Annotated in this window: 10 protein-coding genes, 2 tRNA genes and 1 pseudogene; 4 read left to right on the top strand and 9 right to left on the bottom strand. The window is 69.5% G+C overall.

Annotated features, from left to right (window positions below):
• The first annotated feature begins 4 nt into the window (after positions 1-4).
• From ACULK2_RS02090 to ACULK2_RS02080, 3 genes and pseudogenes are all read left to right on the top strand, one after another.
• A complete protein-coding gene (locus ACULK2_RS02090; RefSeq protein WP_445970048.1) occupies positions 5-1,195 on the top strand; it encodes a globin domain-containing protein in 1,191 nt (396 codons plus the stop codon).
• Positions 1,192-1,338 (top strand): annotated as a pseudogene (locus ACULK2_RS02085) (hypothetical protein); the annotation flags it as partial. The gene ACULK2_RS02090 and the pseudogene ACULK2_RS02085, both read left to right, overlap by 4 nt.
• Before the next feature lie 12 nt (positions 1,339-1,350).
• On the top strand, positions 1,351-1,926 hold the full coding sequence (locus ACULK2_RS02080) for a hypothetical protein (RefSeq protein WP_501045006.1): 576 nt from the start codon (positions 1,351-1,353) through the stop codon (positions 1,924-1,926).
• A gap of 131 nt (positions 1,927-2,057) precedes the next feature.
• On the opposite strand, the gene ACULK2_RS02075 is transcribed toward ACULK2_RS02080, so the two are convergent.
• The 9 genes from ACULK2_RS02075 to ACULK2_RS02035 form a co-directional block, all read right to left on the bottom strand.
• A complete protein-coding gene (locus ACULK2_RS02075) occupies positions 2,058-2,756 on the bottom strand; it encodes an alpha/beta fold hydrolase (protein ID WP_445970050.1) in 699 nt (232 codons plus the stop codon).
• Positions 2,757-2,899: 143 nt separating this feature from the next.
• Positions 2,900-3,238 (bottom strand): hypothetical protein, encoded by a 339-nt coding sequence (locus tag ACULK2_RS02070; protein WP_445970051.1) that lies wholly within the window; start codon positions 3,236-3,238, stop codon positions 2,900-2,902.
• Between the two features lie 176 nt (positions 3,239-3,414).
• A tRNA-Met gene (locus ACULK2_RS02065) sits at positions 3,415-3,488 on the bottom strand.
• Between the two features lie 33 nt (positions 3,489-3,521).
• Positions 3,522-3,593, bottom strand: a tRNA-Thr gene (locus ACULK2_RS02060).
• A 76-nt stretch (positions 3,594-3,669) separates the two neighbouring features.
• A complete protein-coding gene (locus ACULK2_RS02055) occupies positions 3,670-4,200 on the bottom strand; it encodes a DUF4190 domain-containing protein (protein WP_445970052.1) in 531 nt (176 codons plus the stop codon).
• Between the two features lie 75 nt (positions 4,201-4,275).
• Entirely contained in the window at positions 4,276-6,135 is a 1,860-nt protein-coding gene (locus ACULK2_RS02050) for a glycoside hydrolase family 13 protein (RefSeq protein WP_445970053.1), read from the bottom strand.
• Positions 6,136-6,238: 103 nt separating this feature from the next.
• Positions 6,239-7,228 carry a sugar ABC transporter permease gene (locus ACULK2_RS02045; protein ID WP_445970054.1) on the bottom strand — a complete coding sequence of 330 codons (990 nt, stop codon included), beginning with the start codon at positions 7,226-7,228 and terminating at the stop codon, positions 6,239-6,241.
• On the bottom strand, positions 7,228-8,853 hold the full coding sequence (locus ACULK2_RS02040; protein WP_445970055.1) for an ABC transporter permease subunit: 1,626 nt from the start codon (positions 8,851-8,853) through the stop codon (positions 7,228-7,230). The genes ACULK2_RS02045 and ACULK2_RS02040 overlap by 1 nt, the downstream gene beginning before the upstream one ends.
• Before the next feature lie 95 nt (positions 8,854-8,948).
• A complete protein-coding gene (locus ACULK2_RS02035; RefSeq protein ID WP_445970056.1) occupies positions 8,949-10,187 on the bottom strand; it encodes a sugar ABC transporter substrate-binding protein in 1,239 nt (412 codons plus the stop codon).
• A 251-nt stretch (positions 10,188-10,438) separates the two neighbouring features.
• Here ACULK2_RS02035 and ACULK2_RS02030 point away from each other — a divergent pair, with 251 nt between their 5' ends.
• Complete coding sequence (locus ACULK2_RS02030; protein ID WP_445970057.1) at positions 10,439-12,121, top strand: glycoside hydrolase family 13 protein; 1,683 nt, start codon at positions 10,439-10,441, stop codon at positions 12,119-12,121.
• The last annotated feature ends 21 nt before the right edge of the window (positions 12,122-12,142 follow it).

Below are 12,142 nucleotides of genomic sequence, written 5' to 3'. Positions count from 1 at the left end.
CGGCGTGGACACCGCCGCGCTGAAGCACACCTGGTCGCTGGCCGAATCGCTCGGCGACGAGGTGCCGCTCTTCTTCTACTCGCACCTGTTCTACACGCACCCCGAGCTCCGGGCGATGTTCCCGGTCGCAATGGCCACCCAGCGCGACCGACTCGTCGGCGCGCTCGGGCGCATCGTGTCCAATGTCGACCAACTCGACGAGGTGACCGCTTTCATCCAGCAGCTCGGCCGCGACCACCGCAGATTCGAGGTCATCGCGGAGCACTACGACGCGGTCGGCCTCTCCCTGCTCACCACGCTGAAGCACTTCCTCGGCGAGCTGTGGACCCCAGAGCTCGCCGCGGATTGGGCAGGCGCGTACGGCGTCATCGCGACGACGATGGTGCAGGCAGCGGAGGAATCGGAACTGAGCAGTCCGGCCTCCTGGGCAGGTCATGTCATCGCAGTCGAGCGTCGCAGCATGGACATCGCGATCGTGCAGGTGCGCCCGGAACCCGACCTCGCGTTCGAGCCCGGACAATCGTTCGCTGTCGAGACGCCGTACGCCCCGCGGTTGTGGCGCTACTTCAGCCCCGCCAACGCGCCGAGACCCGACGGCACGATCGAGTTCCACGTGCAGCTCGTGCCAGGCGGGCAGGTCTCAGGCGCCGTCGTCCGGCGGCTGAAGACCGGTGATGTGCTGCGGCTGGGTTCCGCGGTCGGGCAGGAGCTGACGCTCGGCGAGGCGGACCGTGGTCGAGACCTCGTCATGGTCGCGGGCGGAACCGGCCTGGCCCCGTTGCGCGCGCACCTGGAACGCATCGATCTGCAATGGCAGGCGACCGGAGACGCCCCGCGCGTGCACCTGTTCCACGGCGCTCGGGTTCCGTGGAACCTGTACGAGCAGCGGCTGATGCGGAGCTTGACCGGTCGGCCCTGGTTCAGTTACACGCCCGTCGTGTCCGACGACCCGAGCTACCCCGGTCGCAAGGGGCTGGTGACCGACGCGGTCGTCGAGACCGGCGTCACCCCGGGCGCCCTCGCGATGGTGTGCGGTTCGCCGTCGATGGTGCGACACACGGCCTCCCGGCTGCGCGACCTCGGCGTACCGTCACCCGACATCCGTTTCGAACTGTTCGCCAGGCTCGATGAGGACGGATTGCGAGAACCGCAGCCCTCATCGCGCGTGGAGGAACCGATGGGAAGTGCCCGATGACCACTTGGGACGACGAAGACGAACCCCTGATCCCGCGACCGCCGTCACCAGATAGCGGCCTCGTTGCCGCCGTCTCGCGTCTGCCCGAGTCGGGTACCGTGAAATTCGCCCTACGACCCCTCGGCGGGTACGACCGCTCCGAAGTGGACGCGTTCGTGGCCGATCTCGCACACACGATCGACGAGGTCCGCGCCGCACTCGATGAGGAGCGCCGCGAACTCGCCGAACTCCGTGCCGAGAACACGAAGCTCCGGAGCTCCGACTCCGTCGACCTCGAGCACGAGGTCACGCTCGGTGCCGTCGGGCTGCTCTCGCAGGCCCAGATGATCGCCGACAAGGCGGTCGCCGACGCGGAGGAGTACGCACGCGATCTCGTGCTCACCGCACGCACGCAGTACCGCGAGGCGCAGGAGCGCACGGCTGCAGCGGCCGCTGCCGCCCCAGCCGAGCCGGGAACGACCACAGCGAGCATCCCTGTACCGGCGATGCCCGAGATCGAGTACGTGCGAACGTATGCGCAGGTCGCCCAGATCCAATTGCGCTCGGTGCTCGACGCGCTCACCGAGCAGGTCGATCGCCTCGGCACGCTGCCGCAGCCCGAACCGGCCGAAGTGTCCGAGCCGGTGGTCCACACGGTTCCCGACGACGAGTTCCCCGATGAGGAACCGGCGTGGATCCCGTCAGTGCCGCCGCAGCCGACGATCCAGCGGCAGACGTACATCAGACCGTGATCCTGCCGGGGCGGCCCGACGATTCCGATGCGCGCAACCCTCGCTGCACCAGCGACGTGAGGGTTCGCGGGTCGTCGTCGGGCCGTCCCAGTTCGTCATGGATCGCGCTGCCGACCCCGGCGGGCAGGGTGTCAACGAGCTGCGCTCTTCGACGCGGTGACGATGACGTCGGCGACCACGTCGGCCTGCGTGATGAACAGCGCGTGGCTGCCGGAGACGTTGGTGATCTCGGCGCCGATGCGCGTGGCCATGTGCTGGAGCATGGCCTGGTCGAACGCCTTGTCCTCGGTCGCGATGACGGCCCAGCTCGGCGTGTCGCGCCAGGCGGCCGCCGTCACCCGGGTGCCGAACACCGCCATGTCGACGGGCACCTGGCTGTCGGCGAGGAAGGCCGCTTCGGCGTCGCTGACGTCGGCGGCGAATCCGGCGTGGAAGGCAGCGCGGTTGAGGTATCCGTACCCGTCCTCGCCGACGTCGATGACGAACTCGGGCGTCGGCGCGAACCCCTCGTACTGCTGAGCGGAGGTCTCCCCCGCGTCGGGCGCCAGCGCGGAGACGTACACGAGGCCGGCGACCTTGGGGTGGACGCCCGCCTCGGTGATGACGGTGCCGCCCCACGAGTGGCCGACGAGGATGGTGGGCCCGTCCTGGAGGTCGAGGACGCGGTTGGTCGCCGCCACGTCGGCCTCGAGCGAGGTGAGCGGATTCTGCACGATCGAGACCCGGTAGCCGCGGGCGGTCAACGCGTCGTAGACGCCGCGCCATCCGGATCCGTCCGCGAATGCTCCGTGCACGAGGACGACGTTCGTGATGGTGGTGTCGGTGGTCATGGCTCTTCCTTCCGGTTTCGGCTCCGTGGAGCCGGGTGAACTGCGGTTGTCGAGTGCAACACCAGCGATGTGCAATATATTGCATGTCGCTTCGAAGATGGTCTGCTATCGCGAGTGGAGGGAACGGAGCAGGTGAGCGAGCGCTACGGTCTCGCTGTTGGCGAGGAGGCTCGCATCGACTCCGAATCTCCTCGAGAATCTCCTCGAGACGGAACGCGAGCTGCACGATCCGCGACAGCGTCGCCGCGCCGAAGCGACCACGCCACGCCGCCCAGGACAGCGCCGCCCGTGGCCGCCGTTCCCGCTGATCCGATCAGCACGAAGATCCAACCCTGCAACGTGGCGACGCCGGCGGTGTCGTACGCCGTGTAATCGGTCATCTGACCGATGACGAGCGAGAGCATGAACGCGAGCACCAGAAGGAAGCCTGCAGCGCTGAGCAAACCGATCAGATACGGATTCCGAGTCATGCGCCAGATCATGCCAGCGTTGCTGCGCCCGCGCGACTACGGCGAGGCAATGGGTCTCCGAGCCTTTCGAGCGGGCTCGAACGCGTTTCGCCGCAAGATCGCGCCCAGTTCCGAAACTCATCGGAACGCATCAGCGTCCGGATGCTGCGGAGACGCGAAAACCCCCGGATGACCCGGGGGTCTTGCGGTAGCGAGGGCGGGACTCGAACCCGCGACACCACGATTATGAGCCGTGTGCTCTAACCACCTGAGCTACCCCGCCGCGAGGCTTCCCCGGCGATGCCGGGAGAACCAGAGCCCCGAGTCAGGATTGAACTGACGACCCCTTCCTTACCATGGAAGTGCTCTACCACTGAGCTATCGGGGCGTGCGCCGCTGTCGCGGCAACCACACGAGAATATCACCTCGTGACGCGTGCGTTAAATCGTGGGTCGAGGGCGGGATCAGAGGCTCATCGGCACGCTCGACGAGTACGTCGTCGCCGCGATGAGCACCACGAAGAAGAGCACGTAGAGCACGATCCCGAGCGTCCACGCGACCGTCAGCACGTAACCGGAGATGAGGCCGGTGAGCGCGGCGCCGGTGCCCTGCTCGCCCGTGCGGCGGATCTGCGCGCGGGCGATGTGGCCGCAGACGATGGCGGCGACCGAGCTCAGCGGGCCGAGCAGGAGCGCGCCGAGTCCGAGTCCGAACGCGATCCAGGCCAGCACGTTCTGCGGGCGCGCGACGGGCGGGGTCCAGGCGGCGGGAGCGGCGCCGTACGCGGCGGGGGCAGCACCGTACGCGGCAGCGGGAGCACCGTATGCCGGCACGGTCGCCGGTGCCGCGTATTCCGAAGCGGGCGGCGCGACGAGCGGCGCAGTGCCGTACGGGAGCGTCGGCGCGTCCGACGACGCGGACAGGGCGGGCGGAACCGGCGGCACCGGCGGAACCGGCGGCGCGGGCGGGAGGGGCGGGGGCGTCTGGGCGCTCATGGCGGGGCTGCTCCGAATCGGGTCGCGGGAAGACGGGAGACGAGGGAGGGGAAACAGGCGGGTCAGGCCGCCATGCTATCGGTAGGAGGGAACGCGCACACCGCCGAGCGCCCAGGCCGTGAACCCGGGTCCGTCGACCGAGAGGGTGACCGACGAGTCGGATGCCTCGAGCAGGCCCTCCCCCGACACGCGCGCCGCGGCATCCGCCCCCGGCAGCGCTGCCGCCTCGAACGCGACCGACGCCGCCGCACGCGCGGCGAGCACCACCACGCGCGACCCGGCGGATTCGCGCACGAACGCGACCGCGTCATCCGTCACAGCAAGCCACCGGATGCCGCCCGTCGCGAGCACAGGATGCGACCGGCGCAGCGCCACGAGCGACCGATACGCCTCGAGCGTCGGCGCGACCGCGGCATCCGCCTCGCTCCCCCACGGCATGGGCGTGCGCGACGCCTCGCCGTCGACGGCCGTGAGCCCGAACTCGTCGCCCGACCAGATGACCGGGATCCCCGGCAGTGAGACGGCGAGCCCGAACGCCGCCGGCACGGTGCCGGGTCGGGCCGACGTCGCGAAGCGCGGGGTGTCGTGCGTGTCGAGCGCGTTCATCGTCGCGAGGCGCGTACGCCACGGGAAGCCCGCCGTGAACCGGGTGTGCGCGGCGTGGAAGTCGCGGCCGGTGTACGTCGGCACGCGACCGAGCGCGAAGCCGATGCCGCCGCCGGCCGGCGCGCCGGGCTCCTGCAGCCAGCTCCAGACCGGGCGCGTGAACGGCGTGTAGGTCATCGCGCCGTGCCACGCGTCGCCCTGGAAGTCGCCCGCGGCGTCGTTCGTCGACTCGCCGAGCAGGATCGTGTCGGGGTTCACGTCGAGCATCGTGCGGCGGATGGTGCGGCGCACCTCGGCGTTCAGGTCCTCGCCGCCGAGTCGTCCGGTCATGTTCGCGACGTCGATGCGCCAGCCGTCGAGGTGGAACGGCGCGCGCAGGTACTTCGCCACCACCGAATCCGGGCCCTCGATGAACCGACGGCGCAACTCGAGCGAGCGCCAGTTGAACTTCGGCAGGCTCGGCACGCCGAGCCACGACTCGTAGCCGTGGCCGCGCTCGTGGCCGGGCGCGTGGAAGTAGTAGAAGTCGCGCTCGGGAGCGGCCGGGTCGGCGGATGCCGCGCGGAACCAGTCGTGCGCCTGACCCGAGTGGTTGCTCGTGAGGTCGCCGATGACCCGGATGCCGCGGGCGTGCGCCGCCGCGACGAGCCGGACGAGCGCGTCGTCGCCGCCGAGCAGGTCGTCGACGGCGTCGAAGTTCGCCGCGTCGTAGCGGTGGTTCGACTGCCCCGAGAAGACCGGCGTCAGGTACAGCAGGTCGACGCCGAGGGCGACGAGGTGGTCGAGCCGCTCGCGCACGCCGTCGAGGTCGCCGCCGTACACCTGCTGCGAACGGCCGGGCGGCAGCGGGTCGACGGGGTCGCTCCATGCGGCGGGGATCGCCCACTCGGGCAGTTCGCGGTCGTCGGCCGCCGCCGAGCGCGCGAATCGGTCGGGGAAGACCTGGTACATCACGCTCGACGCCGCCCACTCGGGCGCCGGGTCATGGGCGACCAGCCGGAAGTCGTCGTCGTCGCGCGGCTCGATCTCCGACATTCCGAGCTGGCTCAGCCAGTGCTGGCGGCCGTCGGCGCCCACGAGCAGCCACCGGTAGTGGTGCACCGGGTTCTCGACCTCGACGGAGGCCTCCCACCACTGCCATCCGTCGACCTCGCCGAGCAGGGTCGCCCGGCTGAAGTGCGGTTCCCGGTTCGGGTTCGAGCGCGTCCCGACCCAGTCGAGGGCGCCGAATCCCCTCGGCACGCGCAGGCGCACGCGCACCTCGTCACCGAGGGCGGGCGCGTCGTGCGAGACGTGCAGCGGCGATCCGTCGTGGTGCGGTGCGAGCACGCGGGTCCTTCCATGACGGATGCCGCGACCCGGGCCCGTCGTGGGGCCCGCGGCCGCGGCATCCGTCGCCGTTCTGTCCGGGCTGTCGCCCGGCCTCGGTTCGTTACTTGACGGCGCCGGCGGAGAGCCCGCCGACGATGTACTTCTGCAGGTAGAGGAAGAGGAGCACGACCGGCAGCGCCGCGATGACCGCGCCCGCCGAGAAGGCCGCCCAGTCCGCGTACCGCGGATTCGAGACGAGCTTCGTGAGGCCCACCGCGAGCGTCTGGTTCTCAGTGTCGATGAGGATCACGGATGCCACGACGTACTCGTTCACCGAGAAGATGAACGACAGCAGCGCGACGACCGCGAGGATCGGGGCGACGAGCCGCAGGATGATCGTGAAGAAGATCCGGGCGTGGCCCGCGCCGTCGATCTTGGCCGCCTCGTCGATCGACGCGGGGATCGTGTTGAAGTACCCGTACATGAGGTACGTGTTCACGCCGAGCGCGCCGCCGAGGTAGACCATGATCAGGCCGATGTGGGTGTTCAGGCCGATCGCCGGGAACCAGTCGCTGATCGCGCTCATCACGAGGAAGATCGCGACGACCGCGAGCATCTGCGGGAACATCTGCACGACGACGATCGTGATGAGCCCGAAGCGGCGGCCCGTGAACCGCATGCGCGAGAACGCGTACGCGGCGAGCGCCCCGAGGAACACCGTGAGCAGCGCGGTCACGCCCGCGATGATCAGCGTGTTCGCGAACCACGTCGTGAAGGGCACCTGCGGGTTCGTCAGGATGCGCGCGTAGGCGTCGAAGCCGATCTGCGAGAACAGGGCGTTCGAGCCGGTCAGGGTGCCGTTCGGGTTCAGCGACGACGAGATGACGAACACGACCGGGAAGAGCGCGAACACGACGACGACGATGCCGACGAGGTGGCGCCATCCGGTGGCCTTGAACCACCTGCCGAAGCGGAAGGGCCGCTTGACCGGGACGCCGCGCGGATGCTCGGCGCGTTCGTCCTGCGCCTCGAGCGCCCGGCCCATCATCGCGCCCTCGATGGCCGGAGACTCCACCCAGGTGCGGCGCTCGCGGGTTTCCTTCTCGGCCATCAGTTGATCTCCTCGAGCGACTTGGTCCGGCGGAACGCGATGATCGAGATCACCGCGACCACGATGAAGATGATGATCGAGTAGGCGGCCGCGAGTCCGTAGTCGCGGTTCTGGCCGGTGAACGCGACCTTGTAGACCATCGAGATGAGGATGTCGGTGAAGCCGACCGGGATGGGCGCGCCCGTGTCGCGCGGCCCGCCGTTCGTCAACATGTAGATCACGTTGAAGTTGTTGAAGTTGAACGCGAACGACGCGATCAGCAGCGGTGCGACGGAGACCAGCAGCAGCGGCAGCTTGATGTGCCGGAACGTCTGCCAGGGCGAGGCACCGTCGATGCTCGACGCCTCGTTCACGTCGTCGGGGATCGACTGCAGCGCACCGGTGCAGATGAGGAACATGTACGGGAAGCCGAGCCACAGGTTCACGATGATCACGGAGAGCTTCGCCATCCATGGATCGGTGAGCCATGGGATCGAGGCCCCGCCGAAGATCACCTGGTTGATGAAGCCGAAGCTCTCGTTCATCATGCCCGCCCAGACGAGCGCCGAGAGGAACGAGGGGATCGCGTAGGGGATGATCATCGCCACGCGGTAGTAGCGGCGGCCCTTCATGCGCATGTCGTTGAAGACGATCGCGAGGAACAGGCCGAGGAAGAACGTCGTCGCCACCGAGATGAGGGCGAAGGCGAAGGTCCAGAGCGTGACGTAGACGAGCGGGCCGGCGAGGCGGCTGTCGGTGACGGCGCGGACGAAGTTGTCGAAGCCGACCGTGATCTGCCAGCCGGGCAGCAGCTCGGTGCCGTCCTCGGCGGTGAAGGCGCCGGTGCCGATGTCGGAGTAGACCGTGCCGGTCGACAGGTCGGTCATCGTGCCCGCGGCCTCGTCGTACTCGAGGTTCGAGATGTAGAGGTAGCCGTTCGAGCCGTCGGGGGTGCGGATGGCGCCGTCGTTCGGGTCGTCGGAGAACGGCACCGCGAGCTCGGTGATCTCGTCGGTCCGGGCGATGACGTCGGCGAACTGCAGCGTGGTCCAGCCGTCGACGGCGACGGCCTTGCCGTTCTCGACCTCGCTCGGGTCGACCGGCTGCAGGGGCTGCTCGGTCGTGCCGAGGCTGGCGTCGCCGTCGGGATCGGTGACGAGCAGGCCGAGGGTGCCGAGCTGGTCGACGACCGTGACCTGGTAGGTCGGCGAGTCGGGCACGCGCTCGAGCGACGCGGCCATCAGGGAGCTGACGGCCTGCTCCTTGGAGCCGTTGTGTCCCGTGCCGTAGTTGGTGAACGCGATGTAGCCCGTGTAGACGAGCACGAACACCTGGAACAGCACGAGGAAGATGACGCCCGGCGTGAGGTACTTCGCCGGGAGGGTCCTGCGTGAGAAGTAGATCCAGTTGACCAGGGCGGTGACGCCGACGACCACCGCCAGCACCAGCCACTCCTGCGACAGCGCGAGGACGAGGATCGCGTAGACCGCGATGGCGTCGACGATGCCGAGGAGCAGCAGCTTGACCAGGATGGAACGGATGCCGCCTGACGCGGCGTCCGCGATGCGTGCGGCGCGCTTCTGCCGCTTCGTGGGCGGCGGCGTCGCCGAACCGGTGGCGACGTCCTCGTCGATCGTGGTGCTCATTCGCTGCTCTCTCGTGCGGCTGTCTCGTTGGGCGCTCGGTATGCGAGTGGCTCCGAGCCGGATGCCGCGTGGCATCCGGCCCGGAGCCTCAGGCCTTACTTGGCGTCGATCGCCGCCTGGACGTCGGTGGTGAGCTTCTCCCACGTCGCCGTCGGGTCCTCGCCGTTGATGATCGAGGCCTCGGCGATGCCCCAGTACTGCCACACCGAGCCCATGGCCGGGATGGCGGGCATCGGGACGGCCTCGGCACCGACGGCCGCGAAGCCCTCGATGATCGGGTCGCTCGATGCGGTCTCGGCGGCGGCCGAGAGCGCGGGCAGGATGTTGCCGGCCTCGAACAGGTCGAGCTGGACGTCCTCGGTGCCGATGTAGTTCACGAGGAAGTCGTTCGCGGCGACCTTGTTCTCCGACTCCGAGGAGACGAAGAAGCCCTTGACGCCGGCGAACGGCGAGGCGGCCTCACCGGTCGGGCTGGGGACGGTGTCGATGGCGATGTTCATACCCGCGTCGATAGCGGAGCCGACGTTCCACGGGCCGGTCAGCCAGAAGGCGGACTTGCCGTCGAGGAAGGACTGCTTGGCGATGTCACCGTCGATGTCGGTGTTGAAGACGCCGGTGCCGGTCTTGCCCTGGCTGCCGAGCCAGGTCGCGAACTCGACGCCGCCCTCGTTGCCGAGCTGCAGGTCGGTGGGGTCGTAGCCCTCGTCGGTGCTGCCGAAGACCGGGGCGCCGAACGCCGTCTGGAACGGGTACAGGTGGTAGGGGTTGCCCTCCGCGCCCTGCTCGACCACGAACGGCTGCTCGAGACCGGCGGCCTCGCCCTTGGCGATCATGTCGTCGAAGCTCGTCGCCGCCTCGGCCACCAGGTCGGTGTTGCGGATGACGGCGATGTTCTCGACCGCGTAGGGGAGCATGTAGACGGTGCCCTCGTAGGTCGCCGCGTCGATCGCGACGGGGAGGTAGTCGGCCGAGGAGTCGCCGAGCTCGAGCGGCGCGACGACGCCGTTGGTCGAGAGCTCGCCGAGCCAGTCGTGCGCACCCATGGTGATGTCGGGGCCCTCGCCCGTCGGCACCTGCTGGATGAAGTCGTCCTTGATGGTGGCGTTGTCCTTGCCGACGAGCTCGACCTCGACGCCGGTCTCCTCGGTGTACGCCTCGGCCGCGCCCTTCAGCGCGTCGACGCGCTCGGCGTCGACCCAGACCGTCAGCGTGCCGCCTGCCGCGGCGCCGTTGTCGCCCTCGTTCGAGTCGCCGCCGGCGCAGCCCGCGAGACCCAGCGTCGCGACGACGGCGACAGCGCCGGCCGCGAGGAGGCTCTTCTTGTTCACCCGCATTGGTGTGCCCTTCTCAGTGTGCGTGATATCGGCGCCTTCGCCTGGTGGGGAGTTCCGCGCACCGTGCTCGAAAGGCCGTTCTTCCGTGTGGATGTGCCCGCGATGTGATTGCAAGCGATTACAGGTATACCTGCTTCGCGTCACATTGACAACTCGGCGTTACCTGATCGATACGGGCTTGCTATGCTCCTGCGGGGCGCTCGAACGTGCAAGCGCTTCCAGATTCCTGAGATTGGCTTAAGGTTTTCTCCATGACTTCCGAATGGTGGCGCACCGCCGCGATCTACCAGATCTATCCCCGGTCCTTCGCCGACGCGAACGGCGACGGGATGGGCGACCTGGCCGGCATCCGCTCGCGCCTTCCCGAGCTCGCCGAGCTCGGCGTCGACGCGATCTGGCTGTCGCCCTTCTACACCTCGCCCCAGAAGGACGCGGGCTACGACGTCGCCGACTACTGCGACATCGACCCGCGCTTCGGCACGCTCGCCGACTTCGACGACATGCTCGCCGAGGCGCACCGGCTCGGACTGAAGGTCATCGTCGACCTCGTCCCGAACCACTCGAGCGACCAGCACCCGTGGTTCCAGGAGGCCCTCGCCGCCGAGCCCGGCAGCCGCGAGCGGGCCCGGTACATCTTCCGCGACGGCAGGGGCGAGCACGGCGAACTGCCCCCGAACAACTGGGAGTCGGTCTTCGGCGGCTCGATGTGGACGCGCACCACCGACGCCGACGGCACCCCCGGGCAGTGGTACCTGCACATCTTCGACAGCTCGCAGCCCGACTTCGACTGGAACCAGGAGGAGGTCCGCGAGGAGTTCCGGCGCATCCTGCGCTTCTGGCTCGACCGCGGCGTCGACGGGTTCCGCGTCGACGTGGCGCACGGCCTCATCAAGGCCGACGGCCTCCCCGACTACACCCCGCCGGCCGACGCCGGCTCGATGGGCGGCAACCAGCACGGCCTCGAGGGCGGCGTGCCGCTCGAGCCGGAGATCCACGACGAGAACCTCGGCGCCCCGTACTGGGGCCAGGAGGGTGTGCACGAGGTGTACCGCGACTGGCGCCGCGTGCTCGACGAGTACGAGGGCGAGCGCATCCTCGCCGCCGAGGCGTGGGTCGACCCGCTCTCCCGCGTCGCGAAGTGGGTCCGCCCCGACGAGATGCACCAGGCGTTCAACTTCGCCTACCTCGAGACGCCGTTCGAGGCGGCGCCGCTCCGCGCGGTGATCGACCGCTCGATCGACACCTTCGGCGCCGTCGGCGCGCCCTCCACGTGGGTGCTCTCGAACCACGACGTCATCCGCCACGCCTCGCGCCTCGCCCTCACCGCCGACAGCCTGCAGGGCCACGGCATCGGCCCGAAGAGCCCGGGCCTGCCCGACCCCGTCGTCGGCCTCCGCCGCGCACGCGCCGCGACCGCCCTCATGCTCGCCCTCCCCGGCTCGGCGTACCTCTACCAGGGCGAGGAACTCGGCCTGCCCGAGGCCATCGACCTGCCCGACGAGGCCCGCCAGGATCCGACCTGGTTCCGCACGAACGGCGAGCGCTACGGCCGAGACGGATGCCGCGTGCCGCTGCCCTGGGAGGCGGAGGCGCCGTCCTTCGGCTTCGGTCCGACGGATGCCTCGTGGCTCCCCCAGCCCGCCGAGTGGGCGTCGTTCGCGCGCGACCGCCAGCGCGGGGTCGCCGGCTCGACGCTCGAGCTGTACCGGTCGCTCCTCGCCGAGCGCCGTGCGCGCTCGCTCGCGACCGGCGAGCTCGAGTGGCTCGACGGATTCGGCGACGACGTGCTCGCGGTTCGCAACGGCGGCGTGGTCGTCGTGGCAAACACGGGCTCCTCCCCCGTCGAGCTCCCCGCCGGCGACGTGATCCTCGCCAGCGCCGACCTCGACGGCCGCACCCTGCCCGCCGAGACCACCGCCTGGCTCGCCGCCTAGCGCGGCGCTCCGCCTGCCGTG

Source organism: Agromyces molybdatiresistens (genome assembly GCF_052748445.2).
Note: the sequence above shows the minus strand (reverse complement) of the source record. Positions and strands in the feature narration are given on the sequence as shown.